This is a genomic window from Micromonospora taraxaci (genome assembly GCF_007830095.1).
In the GTDB taxonomy this organism is placed as follows: Bacteria; Actinomycetota; Actinomycetes; order Mycobacteriales; family Micromonosporaceae; genus Micromonospora; species Micromonospora taraxaci.
The window spans coordinates 290,360-308,685 of the sequence record NZ_VIWZ01000002.1 but is presented as its reverse complement, the minus strand read 5'-3'; the positions used below and the strand labels follow the sequence as shown (position 1 = coordinate 308,685).

16 protein-coding genes are annotated in these 18,326 nt (G+C 71.3%); 6 read left to right on the top strand and 10 right to left on the bottom strand.

Going from position 1 to position 18,326, the window contains the following annotated elements:
* Positions 1-4: 4 nt before the first annotated feature.
* Positions 5-760, bottom strand: a complete 756-nt coding sequence (locus FHU34_RS30525; RefSeq protein ID WP_145786088.1) for a dienelactone hydrolase family protein — start codon at positions 758-760, stop codon at positions 5-7.
* Positions 761-923: 163 nt separating this feature from the next.
* Between FHU34_RS30525 and FHU34_RS30520 the strand changes: the two genes are divergently transcribed.
* The 3 genes from FHU34_RS30520 to FHU34_RS33465 all read left to right on the top strand — a co-directional run bounded on the left by FHU34_RS30520 (position 924) and on the right by FHU34_RS33465 (position 2,277).
* Positions 924-1,316: a hypothetical protein gene (locus FHU34_RS30520; protein WP_145786087.1), complete on the top strand. Its 393-nt coding sequence runs from the start codon at positions 924-926 to the stop codon at positions 1,314-1,316.
* Positions 1,313-1,816, top strand: coding sequence for a universal stress protein (locus FHU34_RS30515; protein WP_145786086.1), 504 nt, complete (start codon positions 1,313-1,315; stop codon positions 1,814-1,816). Before FHU34_RS30520 ends, FHU34_RS30515 begins: the two co-directional genes overlap by 4 nt.
* A 74-nt stretch (positions 1,817-1,890) precedes the next feature.
* Entirely contained in the window at positions 1,891-2,277 is a 387-nt protein-coding gene (locus FHU34_RS33465; protein WP_208745225.1) for an SAV_915 family protein, read from the top strand.
* Here the strand turns inward: FHU34_RS33465 and FHU34_RS30505 are convergent.
* The 8 genes from FHU34_RS30505 to FHU34_RS30465 form a co-directional block, all read right to left on the bottom strand.
* The gene (locus FHU34_RS30505; protein ID WP_208745224.1) at positions 2,178-4,187 is read right to left on the bottom strand and encodes an FAD-dependent oxidoreductase; all 2,010 of its coding nucleotides are present in this window, start codon (positions 4,185-4,187) and stop codon (positions 2,178-2,180) included. The genes FHU34_RS33465 and FHU34_RS30505 overlap by 100 nt on opposite strands.
* Positions 4,188-4,287: 100 nt before the next feature.
* Entirely contained in the window at positions 4,288-4,968 is a 681-nt protein-coding gene (locus FHU34_RS30500; protein WP_145786085.1) for a response regulator, read from the bottom strand.
* Entirely contained in the window at positions 4,965-7,514 is a 2,550-nt protein-coding gene (locus FHU34_RS30495) for a sensor histidine kinase (protein ID WP_145786084.1), read from the bottom strand. The genes FHU34_RS30500 and FHU34_RS30495 overlap by 4 nt, the downstream gene beginning before the upstream one ends.
* A gap of 72 nt (positions 7,515-7,586) precedes the next feature.
* Positions 7,587-8,468 carry a potassium-transporting ATPase subunit C gene (locus tag FHU34_RS30490; protein ID WP_145786083.1) on the bottom strand — a complete coding sequence of 294 codons (882 nt, stop codon included), beginning with the start codon at positions 8,466-8,468 and terminating at the stop codon, positions 7,587-7,589.
* Positions 8,468-10,663 carry a potassium-transporting ATPase subunit KdpB gene (gene kdpB / locus FHU34_RS30485; RefSeq protein ID WP_145786082.1) on the bottom strand — a complete coding sequence of 732 codons (2,196 nt, stop codon included), beginning with the start codon at positions 10,661-10,663 and terminating at the stop codon, positions 8,468-8,470. The genes FHU34_RS30490 and kdpB overlap by 1 nt, the downstream gene beginning before the upstream one ends.
* Positions 10,664-10,683: 20 nt before the next feature.
* Entirely contained in the window at positions 10,684-12,339 is a 1,656-nt protein-coding gene (gene kdpA, locus FHU34_RS30480; protein ID WP_145786081.1) for a potassium-transporting ATPase subunit KdpA, read from the bottom strand.
* The gene (kdpF, locus tag FHU34_RS30475; protein ID WP_036390805.1) at positions 12,339-12,428 is read right to left on the bottom strand and encodes a K(+)-transporting ATPase subunit F; all 90 of its coding nucleotides are present in this window, start codon (positions 12,426-12,428) and stop codon (positions 12,339-12,341) included. Before kdpF ends, kdpA begins: the two co-directional genes overlap by 1 nt.
* A gap of 432 nt (positions 12,429-12,860) precedes the next feature.
* The gene (locus tag FHU34_RS30465; RefSeq protein ID WP_145786080.1) at positions 12,861-13,901 is read right to left on the bottom strand and encodes a TRM11 family SAM-dependent methyltransferase; all 1,041 of its coding nucleotides are present in this window, start codon (positions 13,899-13,901) and stop codon (positions 12,861-12,863) included.
* A gap of 72 nt (positions 13,902-13,973) precedes the next feature.
* Here FHU34_RS30465 and FHU34_RS30460 point away from each other — a divergent pair, with 72 nt between their 5' ends.
* Positions 13,974-14,879 carry a zf-HC2 domain-containing protein gene (locus FHU34_RS30460; RefSeq protein WP_145786079.1) on the top strand — a complete coding sequence of 302 codons (906 nt, stop codon included), beginning with the start codon at positions 13,974-13,976 and terminating at the stop codon, positions 14,877-14,879.
* A gap of 16 nt (positions 14,880-14,895) precedes the next feature.
* Here the strand turns inward: FHU34_RS30460 and FHU34_RS30455 are convergent, their stop codons facing one another.
* Entirely contained in the window at positions 14,896-15,534 is a 639-nt protein-coding gene (locus FHU34_RS30455; RefSeq protein ID WP_145786078.1) for a TetR/AcrR family transcriptional regulator, read from the bottom strand.
* Positions 15,535-15,952: 418 nt separating this feature from the next.
* Between FHU34_RS30455 and FHU34_RS30450 the strand changes: the two genes are divergently transcribed.
* Together FHU34_RS30450 and FHU34_RS30445 are read left to right on the top strand one after the other, a co-directional pair.
* A complete protein-coding gene (locus FHU34_RS30450) occupies positions 15,953-17,119 on the top strand; it encodes an acyl-CoA dehydrogenase family protein (protein WP_145786077.1) in 1,167 nt (388 codons plus the stop codon).
* A complete protein-coding gene (locus tag FHU34_RS30445) occupies positions 17,109-18,323 on the top strand; it encodes an acetyl-CoA C-acetyltransferase (protein WP_145786076.1) in 1,215 nt (404 codons plus the stop codon). The genes FHU34_RS30450 and FHU34_RS30445 overlap by 11 nt, the downstream gene beginning before the upstream one ends.
* Positions 18,324-18,326: the final 3 nt, after the last annotated feature.

Genomic DNA, 18,326 nt, shown 5'->3' with positions numbered 1-18,326 from the left:
GTCGTCAGGCGGCGGGCAGGGTGCGGTCCAGGAGGTCGAAGAGGGCGACCCAGTGACGCTCGGTGGCCTTCTCGTCGTACATCGGGGTGTCGGCCATGGTGAAACCGTGGTGGGCGCCCTCGTACACCTCGGAGCGGTAGCGCACCCCGGCGGCGTCGAGCGCCTTCTCCAGCGTGGCGATCTGCTCGGGTGTCATCGACTGGTCGGCGTCGGCGTGCCCGAAGTACACCTCGCCGGTGATCGAGCCGACGCCCAGGTGCGGGCTGTCCGGCGCGTCGGTGACGATCCGCCCGCCGTGGAAGCTGGCCACCGCCGCGATGCGGTCCGGGTGCGCCTCGATGGCCCGCAACGCGTTCGTGCCGCCCATGCAGTAACCGGTGATCGCGACCGGGCCCGAGCGGACGTCGTCCCGGGCGGCCAGGAAGTCCAGGTAGGCAGCGGTGTCCCGGCTGACCACCTCGGGGGTCAGTGCGCCGATCAGCGGCATGATCTGCTCGAACAGGGCGCCGCGCTGGTCCGGCTCACCGAGCCGGGACAGGTTGAACAGGGGTGCCCGGCCGGCCCGGTAGAACAGGTGGGGAGTCAGCACCAGGTAACCGCGCTCGGCGATCCGCTCCGCCATCTCCACCAGGCGGGGGCGCGGTCCGAAGGCGTCCATGAAGAGCAGCACCGCCGGGAACGGCCCGTCGCCGTCCGGTCGGGTCAGTGACGCGTCCGCGATCCCGTCGTCGGTCGGGATGTCCACCGTCGTCGTCTGCACCACGCCTCCTCGTACGCCGATCTTGGTCTGATCCGAACGCTACTCGCCGTGTCGGCGTGCCCGGTGGGCAGCCGCGTGAACGCGGCGTCAAGAAACGGCGGTGGCCCGTCGAAACGGCGTATCAGCGGGCGCTTCGCCGCCGTTCGGTGGTGACGATGGGCCCATGAGTCCTTGGCGGATGACACGCTGGGAACGCGGAGACCTGCCGCCCGGCACCGACAGCAACCCGGGTGAGCGCGCGACCAGCGCCGACGGGCCGCGGCGGCGGCACGAGGCGCTGGTCAGCGTGCGGCTCGGCCCGTCCGCGCCCGGCAGTCACCTGGTGGAGTACCTGCGGCACGAACCGTGCGCTGTCGACGCGTGGTGGATCGCCGCCGACGTCGACGCCGTGATCCGCCTCGCCGCCGACAGCATGACAGTGCTGCACCGCGCCGTGGCCGACCTGCGCCTTCGCGCAGGGGTGGAGGTGGCGGAGGCCAACTACATCCTCCGCGCGCTCGACCTGAGCGCGCCGGCGGACCCGCGTACCCCGGAGTGGGCGGGGTCCGCCGCATGAGTCGCGCAGCCGGTGCCCGCCGGATCGTGGTGGGAGTCGACAGGTCGTTCGCCGGGATGCAGGCGTTGCGCCGCGCGATGCAGCTGGCCCGCCGCGAGGGCGCGCAGGTGGACGCGGTCCGCGCGTGGGTCTTCGCCCCGACGTGGCGGCCCGGCACGCTGACCTGGCGGTGGCAGGACGAATGCGACCGCGCGGCAGTGGTCTACCTGCGCGGCGTGTTCGACGCGGCGCTCGGTGGGATCCCCCGGGACGTGACAGTGCGGCTGGTGGCTACCCAGGGGTACGCCGGGCAGGTGCTCGTCGACCACGCGTGCCGGGAGTCGGACCTACTGGTCGTCGGCAGCCCGCAACGCGGCCGGTTCGGCCGGTCCCGCGGCCACGTCACCCGGTACTGCGTGACCCACGCGGGCGTACCTGTCATCGCGGTGCCCGCGCCGTCCTGGGCGCGGGCCGCGACGATCCGCCGCTTCGCCCGCGACCTCGAACGATTCAGCCGATGACCGCCATCCCGGCGGCACGTGCGGAAAGGACAAAACCGACAATGGACGAGGGCCCGATAATCTACGCCGTTCCGGTGCGTGACCTGCCGGGACGGATGGTGCGGACGGTACGGACCGGTCGTTCGCCACAGGGGCAACGGGTGGGAATCGCCTTCACCCGGCCCGAGCTGCTGGTCACCGCGATGGGCACGGATCAGCCGTGGGAGGAGCTCTGCGAGTCGGCGCTGCGCGGCATGTTGCGTCCGCTCGGCATCGACGTGATCCAGGTCGACCCGTTGCTGGTGGCACCACCGCTGGCCCCGAGGACCGCCGCCCGCCCGAAGACCGCCGCCCGGCCCGAGACCGTTGCCCAACCGGCCGGTCAGGCGCGGACGAAGCGCACCGCATCGGCGATCACGTGGCCGTTGGTGTCCTCGGTACGGATCAGCACGCTCCCGTCGGTGCCCGCCGTGAACGGGTAGGTGCCCAGCGGCACCCACTGGCCCCCGGACTGCCGCTGGTCGACGGTCCGGGTGGTCAGCCCGCCGGAGTACGCGATGTCCACCGGCACGTTGCTCGCCCGGTTGGGGTCGGCGGTCCAGCGCAGGTGCACGGTCCACGATCCGGAGGTGGGCAGTGTCGGGCGGAACCGCAGTCGGTTGACGCCCTTGGCGGTGTTGCCGTCGTGCTCGTAGTCCGGGCCGTAGTAGCCGCCGATGCTGGTGCTGCGCAGCCACGTACCGGCCCGGGTGACTCCGCTGGCCGCCGCGTTGTCCAGGATCACCTCGCTCGTCGATCCCCATTCCAGCACCGCGCCGTCCTGACGCAGCCGCGTCTGGAGGGTGGGCACGGAGACGGCCTGCACGGCGACGTTCCCGGCGAGCGCCAGCGACGCGGCCGTGGCGGCGGCCTGCCCGAGGATCATGAACACCGGTTCCATCCGGATCGACCCGTACGCGATGTGGCTCGCCGACAGGCAGACCGGCACCAGCAGGTTGGCGCACTGCGCCTGGTGCGGCACGATCGCCCGGTAGCTCACCGGGTACGGCGCTGGCACGCTGATCTGCACGTCCCCCTCGTTGCGTACCTTCCCGTCGACCACCACCCGCTGACAGTTGTGCGAGTCCATCGTGTAGCTGGCCAGGCCCACCGAGTCGGCGGCGCGCACCCGGCCCCGGCAGTCGGCCTCGGTCATCACGTACGCGGAGACCATCCGGCGGGCCTCACGGATGTAGAGCAGCGGAGGCCAGCCACCGGTGCCGGTGAACTCGTCGACCGGCAGCCCCCACCGGGCGGTGGACTCACGCACCGACGCCGGCAGCCGTGCATCGTTGGCCAGGAACCACATCATCCCCTGCTGGTAGCTGCGGTGCTCGGCGATGATGCTCTCCCGTACGGCCCAACTCGCCGTCGGGTACGCGTGGTTGAAGCCAATGTGGTCGGTGGAGACCGCGCCGTTGTTGTTGGAGTCGGTCTTCCCACCGCCGATCGAGTGGGTGGTGAAGTACGGCCCGGTGTAGCCCGCCTGGATGTGGCGCAGCAGCAGCTCGTACCGGATCGGGTCGTAGCCGGACGGCCTGCCGAACGGGATCCGGTTGGCCGCCTGGGTGAGGCACATCCGGAAGCAGTACGCCTGGATCCGGTCGTCGCCGCTGCCCTGCGGGGCGAGCGGGGTGGCGGAGATGCCCGGCAGCAGACCACTCGCGGGCGAGCCGACCGTCACGTACGGGTCGACGGGGTAGACGAACTGGTGGGTGTTGCGGGACTGCACCCCGTTGATCGTCTCGCCGTAGGTGTCGTTGGACTCCCGCCCGACGGTGAACCCCACCCCGGCCATGGCCAGCAGGTCGCCCTCGTAGGTGGCGTCGACGAACACGCCGCCCCGGTAGACCGAGCCGTCCTCGGTGCGCAACTCGGTGATCCGGTTGCCGCTGCGGCCGAGGCTGGCCAGCCGGGCGTCAACGACCACCGGAACGTCGGCCTCGGCCAGCATCTCCGCGAAGACGGCGGTGGCGACGCGCGGTTCGAAGGTCATCCGCAGCGGGGACGTCGGCGTGAGGGTTCCGCCGTGGTACTTCACGTACACCCGGCGGTAGAACTCGGCGGCCAGCCCGCCGATGGACGCCTGGACCCCGGTGTCGGTGGCGCCGAGCCCGGCGGTGCTCAGCCCGCCGACGTGGCTGGTGGGCTCGACCACCACTGCGGTGTGGCCGAGTCGGCGCATGGTGATCGCGGCGGCCAGGCCTCCGGAGGTGGCGCCGTAGACGACCAGGTCGGCGGTGGTGACGGCGGCTCGGGCGGGACCGGCCCGGAACGGGTCGGAGAGACCGGCCAGGACGAGGCCGGCGCCGCCGGCGGTCAGCAGTCGACGGCGGGACAGGGGCACTGACACGGCGCACTCCCAGGGGGTAACCGGAGGGGACGGTTACAGAAGCACGCCGCTGCCGCTGCAAACAGAAATTCTTCAATCTCTGCCGGCGGGTGTCAACGGGTCAGGGGCGGTAGCGGTAGCCCATTCCCGGTTCGGTGATGAGGTGCCGGGGGCGGGCCGGGTCGTCCTCCAGCTTGCGCCGCAGCTGGGCCAGGTACTGCCGCAGGTAGTTGGTCTCGTTCTGGTACTCCGGCCCCCACACGTCCTGGAGGAGTTGACGCTGGCTGACCAGCTTGCCGGGGTGACGCAGCAGCTTCTCCAGCACGCTCCACTGGGTGGGGGTCAGCTTCACCTCCGTGCCGTCGTCGCGCCGCACACTGTGGTCGGCCAGGTCGACGGTGTGCTGGCCGATCCGCAGCGCCGGCACCGACTCGCTGGGCGCGCCGAGCCGGCGGGTGACGGCGCGGATGCGGGCCAGCAGCTCCTCCACGCCGAACGGCTTGGTGACGTAGTCGTCGGCGCCGGCGTCGAGCGCCGCTACCTTGTCCTCGCTGCCGGCCCGACCGGAGAGCACGATGATCGGCACGGCGGTCCATCCGCGCAGGCCGCGGATCACCTCCACGCCGTCGATGTCGGGCAGCCCGAGGTCGAGCACCACCAGGTCGGGTGGGTGGCTGGCGGCGGCCTTCAACGCGGCGGCCCCGGTCGCTGCGACGTCCACGTCGTACCGGCGGGCGCGCAGGTTGATCCGCAGGGCACGCAGGATCTGCGGTTCGTCGTCGACGACCAGGATGCGCGTCATTCCTGCGGCCCTTCCGAGCTGGCGGGCGCGGCGGGCAACCGCAGCACCATGGTGAGCCCACCGCCCGGGGTGGTCTCCGGGGTGATGCTGCCACCCATCGCCTCGGCCAGGCCCCGGGACAGGGCAAGACCGAGACCGACGCCCGTCTGGTTGTCCCGGTCGCCGAGGCGTTGGAACGGCAGGAAGACGTGCTCCCACTGGTCCTCCGGGATACCCGGACCCCGGTCGATCACCCGCAGCTCCACCTGGCCGGCGTGCGCGCTGGCGGTGATCGTCGGCGGCTGGTCCGGCGGGCTGTAGCGCAACGCGTTGGCGACGATGTTGACAAGCACACGTTCCAACAGGCCCGGGTCGGCGGTGGCGGCCGGCAGATCGGCCGGGATGTCAGTGCCGACAGTCGCGGCCGCCGGGCCAAGTTCGTCAAGCGCCAGGGGTACGGCGTCCTCCAGGCCGATCGCGGTCGCCGAGATGCCCAGCACGCCCGCCTGGAGCCGGCTCATGTCGAGCAGGTTGCCGACCAGCCGGGCGAGCCGGTCCAGGGACTCCTCGGCGGTCTCCAGCAGTTCCTCGCGGTCGGACTCGTCGAACTCGATGTCGTGGCTGCGTAGGCTGGTTACCGCCGCCTTCGCCGACGCCAGTGGCGTACGCAGGTCGTGGCTGACCGCCGCAAGCAGCGCGGTGCGCATCCGGTCGGCGGCGGCGAGGGGTCGGGCGGTGGCGGCCTCCTCGGCGAGCCGTTCCTGGCGTAGCGCGACGGCGGCCTGGGCGGCGAACGCCTCGACGATCCGCCGGTCGGCGGCCTCCAGCCGTCGGCCGCAGAGCACGACGGTGATCCGGTCGTCGACCGGGACGGTCGTCTCGCCGCTCTCCGGGGTGCAGGGCGCGTTCTCGCCGACGCTGGCCGCCACGTTCCAGGCGTGCTCCTCGCGGGCCCGCTCGGGGCGGCCCTCGGCTTCCTCGGCCAGCTCCAGCACGCTCACGGCGCGCAGCCCGAAGGTCTCCCGGAGCTGTTCGAGCAGGGCGGGCAGTGGGCGTTCACCGCGCAACACGCCGCCGGCGATGGCGGCGAGGGTCTGCGCGTCGGCGGCCGCCCGCGCGGCTTCCCGGGTACGCCGGGCGGCCACGTCGACGACCCAGCTGACCGCCAACGCCACAGCCACGAAGACGGCCAGGGCGAGCAGGTTGTCCGCCTCGGCGATGGTCAACGTGCGGAACGGCGGGGTGAAGAACCAGTTGAGCAGCAGCGAGCCGCCGAGCGCGGCGACCAGGGCCGGCCACACCCCACCGACCAGGGCGACCCCGACGACCCCGGCGAGGAACAGCAGGATGTCGTTGGTCAGGGTCAGGTCGGGCAGTGTCTTCAGCAGCACTGTGAGCAGCGGCATGCCCACCACCGCCAGGCCGAAGCCGAGCAGCCGCCGACGCCGGGACAGCGCCGCCGGCACGGCCGCCGCCCGACGGCCCTTGCCGGCCTGCTTGTGGGTGACCAGATGCACGTCGATCGCCCCGGAGAGCGCAGTGGTGGTCACCCCGACACCCCGGGCGAAAATCTGCGCGAAGCGACCTCGCCGGCTGGCGCCGAGGACCAGCTGGGTGGCGTTCACGCCCTGGGCGAAGTCGAGCAGCGCGGCCGGCACGTCGGTGCCGAGCACCTGGTGGTACGTGCCGCCCAGGCTCTCCACCAGCACCCGCTGGCGGGCCAGTTGGGCCGGGTCGGCCCCGGCCAGGCCGTCACTGCGGGCCACGTGCACGGCGAGCAGGTCGGCGCCCTTGCTGCGGGCGGCGACCCGGGCCGCCCGCCGGATCAACGTCTCGCCCTCCGGGCCGCCGGTCAGCGCCACCACGACGCGTTCCCGGGCCTCCCAGGTGGCCGCGATGCCCTGCTGGCTGCGGTAGCGGTCGAGCTGCTCGTCGACCTTGTCGGCCAGCCAGAGCAGCGCCAGCTCGCGCAGCGCGGTGAGGTTGCCGACCCGGAAGTAGTTGCCCAGCGCGGCGTCGATCTTGTCGGGTCGGTAGATGTTGCCGTGCGCCATCCGCCGACGCAGCGCCTCGGGGGTCATGTCGACAAGCTCGACCTGCTCGGCCGCGCGGACGATCTCGTCCGGCACGGTCTCCCGCTGGGTGGTGCCGGTGATCTGCGCGACCACGTCGTTGACCGACTCCAGGTGCTGCACGTTGACCGTGGACAGCACGTCGATCCCCGCGTCGAGCAGCTCCTGGACGTCCTGCCAGCGCTTGTCGTGGCGGGAACCGGGCACGTTGGTGTGCGCCAGCTCGTCCACCACCGCGATCTCCGGCCGGCGGGCCAGCACCGCGTCCAGGTCCATCTCGGTGAACTCGACGCCCCGGTACTCCATCGCCCGACGGGGCACCTGCTCCAGGTCGCCGAGCATCGCGGCGGTGTGCTGGCGACCGTGGGTCTCCACGAAGCCGATCACCACGTCGGTGCCGCGCGCGGCTCGCCGCTGCGCCTCCTCCAACATGGCGTACGTCTTGCCGACGCCCGGGGCGGCTCCGAGATAGATGCGCAGTTCTCCGCGTGGCACGGGGACCATCCTCCCTGGTCAGAGTGGCGGGCGGGGCGGTGCCGGTCGGCACGGCCCCGCCCGCGAGGGTGCTCAGCGCGCGGCGAACTGCTTGTCGAGGGCGAGGTTGAGTTCCAGCACGTTGACGCCGGGCTCACCCATGAACCCGAGCGCCCGCCCGTCGGTGTGCTCCCGCACCAGCTTGCGGACCGCCGCGGGGTCCGCGCCGCGCTCCCGCGCGACCCGGTTCACCTGCAGCTCGGCGTACGCCGGGCTGATCTGCGGGTCGAGGCCGCTGGCGCTGGCGGTGACCGCGTCGGCGGGCACCGCCGGGTCGGCCGGCGCGTCGCCCCGGATCGGGGTGACCACCCCACCGGCGGCCACGTAGTCCTCGCCGGGCTGGGCCAGCTCCACAGTGACCCCCTGGTACGAGCCGACGAACGGCGTCGCCGGGGCGGTCTGGTTGACGCTGACCACCCTGGTGACCGGGCCGGTGAGACCGTCGGCACGGAAGACCGCGAGCACGGCGCCCACCCCGTCGTCGGTGCAGTACGGGCGTCGCCCGTCGACGCCGTTCAGCTCGCCGACGGCCTTGCTGCGCCCGCACACCTGGGTGAGCAGGCTCTCGCTGGACTCCTCCGGGTCGGTGGCGATGGTGTCGACAACGCTCTCCGGGCCCAGGTTGCTGGCCGAGGTGGAGGTCGGGTCGTAGCCGTCGCCGGCGGCGGAGGGGCGGGACTGGAAGTAGCGGGCGACGGGGTTGCCGTCCGCGTCGGTGAAGGACTGGCCGATCAGCGAGCTTCCGACGGTGTTGCCGCCCACGGTGATCAGCGAGCCGTCGGCCTTGTGGTTGAGGCCGGGCAGTTGGCCGAGCGCTACCAGGGCCAGCGGGTAGACCAGGCCGAGCAGCACCGTGAAGACGAGTACGGCGCGCAGGGCGGCGAGGTGTTGGGCGATCCAGGTGGGTAGGCGCATCACGAAATCCCCGGGATGAACTGGATGAGCAGGTCGATGAGCTTGATCCCGATGAACGGCACGATGATGCCGCCCAGTCCGTACACCAGCAGGTTGCGGCTGAGCAGCTTCGACGCGGCGGCCGGCCGGTACCGCACGCCGCGCAGGGCGAGCGGGATCAGCGCGATGATCACCAGGGCGTTGAAGATGACGGCGGACAGGATCGCCGACTCCGGGCTTGCCAGCCGCATGATGTTCAGGGCGTCCAGGCTCGGGTAGAGGCCGGCGAACATGGCCGGGATGATCGCGAAGTACTTCGCGATGTCGTTGGAGATGCTGAACGTCGTCAGCGCACCCCTGGTGATCAGCAACTGCTTGCCGATCTCCACGATCTCGATCAGCTTGGTCGGGTCGGAGTCGAGGTCGACCATGTTGCCGGCCTCCTTGGCGGCCGACGTGCCGGTGTTCATGGCCACGCCGACGTCGGCCTGGGCGAGCGCCGGGGCGTCGTTGGTGCCGTCACCGGTCATCGCGACCAGCCGGCCGCCCTCCTGCTCCCGCTTGATTAGCGCGAGCTTGTCCTCCGGCGTCGCCTCGGCCAGGAAGTCGTCCACCCCGGCCTCGTCGGCGATGGCCTTCGCGGTACGCGGGTTGTCGCCGGTGATCATCACGGTGCGGATGCCCATCCGGCGCATCTCGTCGAACCGCTCGCGCATGCCGGACTTGACGACGTCCTTGAGGTGGATGACGCCAAGCGCGCGGGCGGGCTCACCGTCGACGTGCTCGGCGACCACGAGCGGGGTGCCGCCGGTGCCGCTGATCGCGTCCACGATCTCGCCGACCTGCTCGGTCGGGTGGCCGCCGTTCTCGCGTACCCACTTCATCACCGCTGCCGCGGCGCCCTTGCGGACCCGGCGGGCCGTGCCCACCGCGCCGCCGTCCACGCTGGCGTCCGGGGTGAGGTCGACGCCGCTCATCCGGGTCTGCGCGGTGAACGGTACGAAGGTGGCGTGCGGCATGACGCCGGGCTCGCGCTCGCGCAGCCCGAACTCGTTCTTCGCCAGGACGACCACCGAGCGCCCCTCCGGGGTCTCGTCGGCCAGGCTGGACAGCTGCGCGGCGTCGGCCACCGTCGCGGCGTCGACCCCCTCGACCGGTACGAACTCGGCGGCCTGCCGGTTGCCCAGCGTGATGGTGCCGGTCTTGTCGAGGAGCAGGGTGTTGACGTCGCCGGCCGCCTCGACGGCCCGGCCGCTCATGGCCAGGACATTGCGCTGGACGAGGCGGTCCATGCCGGCGATGCCGATGGCGGAGAGCAGTGCGCCGATGGTGGTGGGGATCAGGCAGACCAGCAGCGAGATCAGCACCACGCCGGTCACACCGGAGTCGGTGATCGCCCCGCTGTCCGGAGCGGCAGCCTGGTACGCCTTGGAGAAGATCGCCAACGGCTGAAGAGTCACCACGGCCAGCAGGAAGATGACGGTGAGCGCGGCGAGCAGGATGTTCAGCGCGATCTCGTTCGGCGTCTTCTGCCGGTTGGCACCCTCGACCAGGGCGATCATCCGGTCGATGAAGCTCTCTCCCGGCTTCTGGGTGATCTTCACGATGATCTGGTCGGAGAGCACCTTGGTGCCGCCGGTGACCGCGCTGCGGTCGCCGCCGGACTCGCGGATGACCGGAGCCGACTCGCCGGTGATCGCCGACTCGTCGACGCTGGCGATGCCCTCGACGATGTCCCCGTCGCCGGGGATGATGCCGCCCGCCTCGACGAGCACGATGTCGCCCTGCCGCAGCTCGGGCGCGGGCACCGCCTCGTCGCGGTAGGTGTTGGCGCGCGCGCCGGGCTTCCAGTCGATCAGCCGGGTGGCGATGGTGTCCTTCTTCGCCTGCCGCAGGGTCGCGGCCTGGGCCTTGCCCCGACCTTCGGCGACCGCCTCGGCCAGGTTGGCGAAGATCACGGTCAGCCAGAGCCAGATGGTGATCGCCCAGGCGAACACCGACGGGTCGGTCACCGCCAGGACGGTGGTGAAGGCGGCGCCGACCTCGACGATCAGCATCACCGGGTTACGCCAGAGCGTTGTCGGGTTGAGCTTGCGTACCGCGTCCGGCAGGGACCGGACCAGCTGCTTCGGGTCAAGCAGGCCCCCGCCGATCCGGTTGCCCTGGGTGGCCGGGGTGCCGGGGAGTTGCTCTGTCGGGGCGGACGTGACGGACATGTCCTCGTTCCTCATGATGGTCAGAGCCCCTCTGCCAGCGGGCCGAGCGCGAGCGCGGGCAGGAAGGTCAGCGCGACGAGGACCACAGTGACGCCGACGACCATGCCGATGAACAGCGGTCTGTGGGTCGGCAGGGTGCCCTCGGACGCGGGGGTGGGTGCCTGGCGGGCCAGCGAGCCGGCCAACGCGAGCACGAAGATGAGCGGCAGGAAACGGCCCAGCAGCATGCACAACCCGAGCGCGGTGTCCCACCAGGTGGTGTTGACAGTGATGCCGCCGAACGCGGAGCCGTTGTTGTTGCTGGCCGAGGTGAACGCGTACAGCACCTCGGAGAGGCCGTGCGGGCCGACGTTGAGCGCTGTCGAGTTGTTGCCGGTGGCGAACGCGGCCGCCGTACCGACAAGCACCAGGATCGGCGTGATCAGGAAGTACAGCGAGGCGAACTTGATCTCCCGCGAGCCGATCTTCTTGCCCAGGTACTCGGGAGTGCGGCCCACCATCAGGCCGGCCACGAAGACCGTGATCACCGCGAGGATGAGCAGGCCGTACAGCCCCGAACCGGTACCGCCCGGCGCGACCTCGCCGAGCATCATGTTGACCATGGTCATCATGCCGCCGAGCGAGGTGAACGAGTCGTGGAAGGAGTTCACCGCACCGGTCGAGGTGAGCGTGGTGGCGGCGGCGAAGGTGGCCGAGTTCGATACGTCGAACCGCACCTCCTTGCCCTCCAGCGCCGCGCCGACCGCCTGCGGCACCGTGCCGTGGCCGGTCAACTCGAAGATGTTGGTGATGGCGACGCTGGCGAACGCCAGGATGCCCATCACCGCGGCGATGGCGTAGCCCTGCCGGTTCTGCCCGACCATCCGGCCGAAGACCCGGGGCAGGCTGAACGGGATGAGGAAGATCAGGAAGATCTCCAGCCAGTTCGTCCAGGTGGTGGGGTTCTCGAACGGGTGCGCGCTGTTGACGTTGTAGAAGCCGCCACCGTTGGTGCCCAGCTCCTTGATCACTTCCTGGCTGGCGACCGGACCACCGGTGATGGTCTGGGTGCCGCCGGTCAGCGTGGTCACGTCGGTGCCGCCGGAGAGGTTCTGCACCGCCCCGCCGATCATCAACGCGATGGCGCCGAGCACGGCGATCGGCAGCAGGATCCGCAGCGTGACCCGGGTCAGGTCCACCCAGAAGTTGCCGAGCTGCCCGGTGCGGCTACGGGCGAAGCCGCGCACCAACGCGACCGCCACCGCGATGCCGACCGCCGCCGACACGAAGTTCTGCACGGCCAGACCGGCCATCTGCACCAGGTGACCCATAGTCGACTCACCCGAGTACGACTGCCAGTTGGTGTTGGTCACGAACGACACGGCCGTGTTCCACGCGCCGTGCGGCACCACCGGGTCGAACCCCAGGGACAGCCACAGGTGGTTCTGCACCCGCTGGAACAGGTACAGGAACAGGATCGAGACCGCGGAGAACGCCAGCACGCTGCGGGCGTACACACCCCAGGTCTGCTCGGCGGCCGGGTTGACCCCGACGAGTCGGTAGATGCCCCGCTCGACCCGCGACTGCCTGGTGCCGGAGACCGCCCGGAACATGTAGTCGCCGAACGGCTTGTAGACGGCGACGAGGGCCGCCACCAGCGCCAGCACGAAGATGACGCCCGCTGTTGTCATGGTCATCAGAAGCGCTCCGGGAACAGCAGGGCGAACACCAGGAACGCGCCCAGGACGATCGCGAGCACCAAACCGACGGCGTTGACCGCGTTCACAGCTTCTCCACCGCCCGGACCACCAGGGCGAGCGCTGCGAACAGCGCCACCGTCAGGACCACGAACACCACGTCAGACACGCTGACTCCTCATACCGGAAAGGTTCGTCGCGATCGCCTTCCGATCGCGCCGGGCAATCAAAGCCCCACCACCCGCCGGACGGCAGGGGTCATAACGCGACCATGACGGCGGCGAACCTTTTCTTGACGTGGTTTTCACACGCGCACCCTGAACAGGTGAAATGTGGCACAGAACCCCCCGCGGTCCGCGAGGTCAGGACCAGTTGTCCGCCCTTTGCTCTGCACCTGCGGTGGCGACGCTCACGGTCTGTAGCTGGTGCCGCCGCGGGTGCAGAGCAAAGGGCACGCGAGAGGCATGCGCGACCCGGAGGGGTGGCGCGGGGCGTGGCGGGAGCGGAGGTGCGAGGCCGGGTCAGGCCGGGCGGCGGGCCACCAGCACGTCTCGCATGATCGACTGGTCCACCCGGTGCCGCAGCGCGCGGTAGGGCTCGTCGTCGACCACTGTCAGGCCCGCGTCGGCCAGCGCCGCCGCGGCGTCGTCGCGGCTGGCGACGTGGGTGTTCCAGGAGATGCCGAGCGCACCGCCGGGGCGCAGCAACCGCGCCCAGACCGGCGCGGCGTCCGCGAGCAGCGCCAGCGGGTCACGCGACAAACCATGATCGGCGGTACGACTGCCGTGCTGTACGCCGTACGGCGCGTCGGCCACGACCAGGTCCACGGTCTCCGGGCGGAAGAACTCCGCCGACCGGGCGGTGTCCGCGTTCACCACGTCCAACAACTGCGTCTGGCCGGCCTTGTGCTCCTCGCGGGTCGGCGCCAACTCGATCCGCACCCGTCGGCCGACCACCTTGCGCTCCCGGCGCACCGGCCCCGACTCCAGCACCCGGTGCTTGAGCCGCTTCTGCTTCAGCCAGGTGGTGACGAACGCCCGGTACGCCTCGACGTCCTTCTGGTCGCGCTCGATCCCGGCGGCGTCGAACCCGTACATCAGCGCCTGGTTGAGCGTGGTGCCCCGGCCGCAGAGCGGGTCGAGTACCCGGAACCGCCGGCTGGTCATCTCGGTGGCCCAGTCCGAGGCGAGCAGTGTGACGTTGAGCAGCAGCTTGGTGAACTGCTCGTTGGTCTTGCCCGGGTACTTCTGGATGGTGAGCAGGTCGTCGTCGTAACGGTCCAGCCGGCTCCACTCGATCGGGCGCAGCAACTCGCCGACGATCTCGAACAGCGCGTACCCGGCGGAGAGATTGCCCAGGACGGCCAGGTCACGCTCGGTCAGCCCGTCGCCGGTGAACGTGACGTAGGACGCCCCACCGACGACCTCGGTGTCCAGGTCGCCGATCCGACCGTCGAGCGCCGAGCCGCCGAAGATCTCCAGCTCGGCCCGGGTGAGGTCGACGGCGGAGCGGGCGTACACCCGGTTGGTGGCGGGCAGGATCAGCAGGCCGTAGCGCGTCATGGTCCGGCGAGTATTCCACAACGGGTGACGGCCGCCGGGAACCGGAGCGGCTGTCGGAGCGACTACCGGTACATGGGGTGTGAGCAGTGGCGGGAGGTCCTGTCCGCGCAGTTGGACGGGGAGGAGACCGCGGCCGAACGGGCGGCGGCGCAGGGGCACCTTGACGGGTGTGCCGATTGCCGGGCCTGGTTCACGGCGGCGGCTGCGGTGACGCGTCGGGTTCGTACCCGTTTGGTCACCGACGTGCCCGACCGGACAGCGGCGATCCTGGCCGCCACCGCGGCGGCCCCGCCGCCCCGGCGGTCGTGGTGGCGGCGCCTGGGCGGGCGTGGCCCCCTGGTCGCCGGGCTACGCGCGGCACTCGGCCTGCTCGGCGCGGTGCAGTTGGTGCTCGGCCTGGCCCAGGTGGGCCGGGGCGCGACCGCCGACCACCTGCACCCGACCGGCCAACACCTGTGGCACGAGTCGGCCGCCTGGAACGTGGCGGTCGGTGCCGGCTTCCTCTTCGTGGCGGTACGCCGCACCCCGCCGGCGGGGCTCCTGCCGATGCTCAGCGCGTTCGTCGGCACGCTGCTGCTGCTCTCGGTCAACGACCTCGCCACCGGCTCGGTGGGCGGGGAGAGACTGGTCAGCCACGGCTTCCTGGTGGTCGGCTACCTGATCACCGTGCTGCTGTCCCGACCCGGACTGCGCCCCGGTGGGCCCGCGCCGCAGCGGCAGCCGACACCGTCACGTTGGCGGTTCGGCACCAACGAGGTGGAGCGTCCGCTGCGGGTGGTCCGCCCCGAGTCGTATCCGGCCCAGGCCGCCGACCGCTACGCCGCACCGGCGGCGCAGTTTGGGCCCGCAGCCCCGGCGGCGCAGCTCGGGCCAGCCGCCGCGGCGGCGCACGTCGGTGCGACCGCTCCGGCGGCTCGTGGCGGACGGGTCGGCAGGGCGGCTCGTGCCGGGCAGGCCGACGAGCGGCGCGCGGCCTGAGCTGGCCCGCTCAGGCCTACGGGCGGGCCGGGCCGCCGCCGGCGATGACCTGCGGGATGACCTGTTCGACGATGGTCAGCAGAGTGGTGGTCAGCAGGAGGTGTACCTGGTCGCGGGTCAGCGCGCCGCGCTGAAGCCACTCCCGGGCTGTCGACGTGGCCAGCCCGCCGTACGCCCGGACCATCCCGCGTAGGTCCTCGCGGTGCTGCGCCGCACCGGCCAGCCCGACGGCGACGAGCATGCGGTCCGCGGCGACCTCCTCAGCCTCGGCCAGCACCCGCTCCACGTCGGCGTCCCCGCCCATCCCCCGCGCGGTGACCGCCGCCAACCAGGACGTGCTGTGCCGGGACACCACGTCGAGGAACCAGGTGACGCTGGCGTCGACCCGGGTCCGGAGGTCCCCCTTTGGCAGCCGCTCCAGGGCCACCTCCGGAATGGTCACCATGACCCGGACGACCTCCAGGTAGAGGTCCTTCTTCGTGCCGAAGTAGTGGTTGACCAGGCCCCGGGCGACACCGGCCTCGCGGGCGACGTCGGTGGTCGACACGTCCGCGTACGGGCGCTCGCCGAACAACCGGACCGCGCAGGCCAGGATCTGGCCGCGCCGGGCGTCCGGCTCCAACCGGCGGCGACGGGGAGCCGTCTCGACACTCATCTGCCCGACCCTATCGGCAGCTCACCGCGTCGCCCTCGTGTCAGGCCCAACCGCACCTTGATCGGGTGCAGGGCTAATCGCCGGCTGGCGGCACCCGCACGAAGGCGACAGCGCCGAACTCGAACTCTGCCTGAGCGACGGCCTCCGCCTCCGTTGGGTGACAGGTGTCCGTCAACACTGCCCAGTCTCCGGTGCAGCCACGTCGGACGTATGGCCCGACTTCAAGGAAACGGAGTCGATCAAGGCGGGCAACCTCGCGCACCCCCTTGATCAAGTGATGAAAAGTAGTTCTGGCAACGGCTCCTGACCTACTTTTCATCACTTGATCTTGAGGCGGTGGGCCGAGGGCGGGCGGCACGGCGGGCGGCCACCCCATGGCTTATTGACATGCTGCCAACAGGGCGCGAGGGTGGTGCTCATGCCGACGCCCCCACTCGACGGTCCACCCTCGCCCTGGCGGCAGCCGGAGCACGACGACCTCGCCGACCTGGCCCGCACCTTCTTCACCAAGGAGGTGCTGCCGCACACCGAGCGCCTGCTGACGCAGGGCCACCCGGACCGCGAGCACTACCGGCGCGCCGGTGAGCTGGGGTTGCTCGGCCTGTCCGTCCCGGAGGAGTACGGCGGCGGGGGCGGCGGGTTCACCCACGAGGCCGTGATGCTGCACGAGCAGGCGTACACCGGGGAGAGCAGCCTCGGGCTGGCCGTACACAGTGGGATCGTCACCGGTTACCTGGCGGCGTACGGCAGCGAGGAGCAGAAGCGACGCTGGCTGCCCGGCCTGTGCAGCGGTGAACTGGTCGGGGCGATCGCGATGACCGAGCCGGACGGTGGCTCCGATCTTCAGGCGATGCGTACCCGGGCGGTCCGGGACGGTGACGACTACCTGGTCACCGGCGCGAAGACGTTCATCACCAACGGCAGCCTGGCCGATCTGATCATCGTGGCCGTGAAGACCGACCCCGAGCAGCGGGCGGCCGGTGTCTCGCTGCTCGTCTGCGAGGTGAGCGGTGACCCGGAGGGGTTCCGCCGGGGACGACTGCTGTCCAAGATCGGGCTGCACGCGAACGACACCGCGGAGCTGTTCTTCGACGAGTTCCGGGTGCCGGCGGCCAACCTGCTCGGGGGTGTCGAGGGGTTGGGCTTCGTCCAGCTCATGCAGCAGCTCCCGCAGGAACGGCTGGTCATCGGTGTCGGCGCGGTCGCGGCGATGGAGCGGGCCGTAGCGCTCACCGTCGCGTACGCCAAGGAACGCACCGCCTTCGGCAAGCCGCTGATGGGCCACCAGAACACCCGGATGGTGCTCGCGGAGTGCGCCACCCGTACCCGGGTCAGCCGGGTCTTCCTGGACGACTGCATCGTCCGGCACAGCCGCGGCGACCTGGACGTGGCCACCGCCGCGATGGCGAAGTCGTGGCTCACCGACGGGCAGTGCGAGGTTGTCGACAGGTGCCTGCAGATCTTCGGTGGCTACGGCTACACGACCGAATATCCGATCGCCCGGATGTACGCCGACGCCCGGGTGCAGAAGATCTACGGCGGCACCAACGAGATCATGAAGGAGCTGATCGCCCGTGCCCTCTGAGGCGTACGTCTTTGACGCGGTCCGCACCCCGCGCGGACGCGGCCGGGACACCGGCGCGCTGCACGGGGTCAAGCCGATCTCGCTGGTGGTCGGCCTGATCGACGCGTTGCGCGAGCGCAACCCCGGCCTGGACGTGGGCCGGTTGGAGGATCTTCTGCTCGGCATCGTCACCCCGGTGGGCGAGCAGGGCGGCGACCTGGCGCGGGCCGCCGCGCTGCTGGCGGGGTTACCCGACGAGGTGGGTGGGGTGCAGCTCAACCGGTTCTGCGCTTCCGGTTTGGAGGCGGTCAACTCCGCCGCCGCACGGATCCGCTCGGGCTGGGAGCACCTGCTGCTGGCCGGCGGGGTGGAGTCGATGTCCCGGGTGCCGATGGGCTCCGACGGTGCGGCCTGGGCGACCGACCCGCAGACCGCGCTGGCCACGTCGTTCGTGCCGCAGGGCGTCAGCGCCGACCTGATCGCGACCCTGGAGGGTTTCACCCGCGACGACGTGGACGGTTACGCGGTGCGGTCGCAGGAACGGGCCGCCAAGGCGTGGGCCGGCGGGCACTTCGCGCGTTCGGTGGTGCCGGTCCGCGACGGCAACGGGTTGGACATCCTCACCGTTGACGAGCACTTGCGCCCGGAGACGACCCGGGAGGCGTTGGCCCGGCTCACCCCGTCCTTCGCCACGATCGGCGAGGCGGCCGGCTTCGATGCGGTGGCGTTGCAGAAGTTCCACTGGCTGGAGGCGATCGAGCACGTCCACCACGCCGGCAACTCGTCCGGCATCGTGGACGGCGCGGCGCTGGTGCTGATCGGTTCCGAGCAGGTCGGCCGCGACCTCGGCCTCACGCCGCGCGCCCGGATCGTCGGCGCGGCGGTCACCGGGGCGGACCCGACGCTGATGTTGACCGGCCCGATCCCGGCCACCCACAAGGCGCTCGCCGCCGCCGGGCTGACAGTCGACGACATCGACCTGTTCGAGATCAACGAGGCGTTCGCGGCAGTGGTCCTCAAATATGTTCGTGACCTGGGCCTCGACCCGGACCGGGTGAACGTCAACGGCGGCGCGATCGCTCTCGGCCACCCGCTCGGCGCGACCGGAGCCATGCTGCTCGGCACCGCGTTGGACGAGTTGGAGCGCCGCGACCTGCGCCGCGCCGTGGTGACCCTCTGCATCGGCGGCGGCATGGGCGTCGCCACCGTTCTCGAGCGCTGCTGACCC

What these genes read in the sequence shown, in the direction of transcription:
- FHU34_RS30520 (WP_145786087.1), top strand. Translation starts at nt 924, where the DNA reads ATGAGTCCTTGGCGGATGACACGCTGGGAACGCGGAGACCTGCCGCCC.
- FHU34_RS30465 (WP_145786080.1), bottom strand. Translation starts at nt 13,901, where the DNA reads ATGACGCGCTACGGCCTGCTGATCCTGCCCGCCACCAACCGGGTGTAC.
- kdpA (WP_145786081.1), bottom strand. Translation starts at nt 12,339, where the DNA reads ATGACCATGACAACAGCGGGCGTCATCTTCGTGCTGGCGCTGGTGGCG.
- kdpB (WP_145786082.1), bottom strand. Translation starts at nt 10,663, where the DNA reads ATGTCCGTCACGTCCGCCCCGACAGAGCAACTCCCCGGCACCCCGGCC.
- FHU34_RS30500 (WP_145786085.1), bottom strand. Translation starts at nt 4,968, where the DNA reads ATGACGCGCATCCTGGTCGTCGACGACGAACCGCAGATCCTGCGTGCC.
- FHU34_RS30455 (WP_145786078.1), bottom strand. Translation starts at nt 15,534, where the DNA reads ATGAGTGTCGAGACGGCTCCCCGTCGCCGCCGGTTGGAGCCGGACGCC.
- FHU34_RS30460 (WP_145786079.1), top strand. Translation starts at nt 13,974, where the DNA reads ATGGGGTGTGAGCAGTGGCGGGAGGTCCTGTCCGCGCAGTTGGACGGG.
- FHU34_RS30450 (WP_145786077.1), top strand. Translation starts at nt 15,953, where the DNA reads ATGCCGACGCCCCCACTCGACGGTCCACCCTCGCCCTGGCGGCAGCCG.
- FHU34_RS30490 (WP_145786083.1), bottom strand. Translation starts at nt 8,468, where the DNA reads ATGCGCCTACCCACCTGGATCGCCCAACACCTCGCCGCCCTGCGCGCC.
- FHU34_RS30515 (WP_145786086.1), top strand. Translation starts at nt 1,313, where the DNA reads ATGAGTCGCGCAGCCGGTGCCCGCCGGATCGTGGTGGGAGTCGACAGG.